Source organism: Microbacterium sp. ZXX196 (genome assembly GCF_009709595.1).
In the GTDB taxonomy this organism is placed as follows: domain Bacteria; phylum Actinomycetota; class Actinomycetes; order Actinomycetales; family Microbacteriaceae; genus Microbacterium; species Microbacterium excoecariae.
Genome location: NZ_WMEE01000558.1, coordinates 1 through 230, shown reverse-complemented (window position 1 = coordinate 230; position 230 = coordinate 1). Strand labels below are relative to the sequence as shown.

The following is a 230-nucleotide window of genomic DNA, read 5'->3' as shown; positions in this document are numbered from 1 at the left end:
TCTGGGTTTAAATTTGTAAACCAAAATAAAGAATGGACTACTTTATTCTGATTTTGTTCGATGTCAGAAAATGCTTTGTCGATGATGCCATTCGTCCGTTGAATCGAATTGAGAAAGGAAAAATCATATTCAGAAGTAATTTTTTTACCAACTTTAGCGTAGGCAGAAATTCTATTTTTTCGAGCTAAAATTTCTCTTGCTGAAGCATTAGCAAGTATTCCTGCAATTCT

At 32.6% G+C, this 230-nt stretch carries 1 protein-coding gene; it reads right to left on the bottom strand.

The annotated features are described in order from the left end of the window. Positions 1-230: hypothetical protein (locus GJQ66_RS15120; protein ID WP_230379711.1), on the bottom strand; the 230-nt coding region annotated here is incomplete at both ends.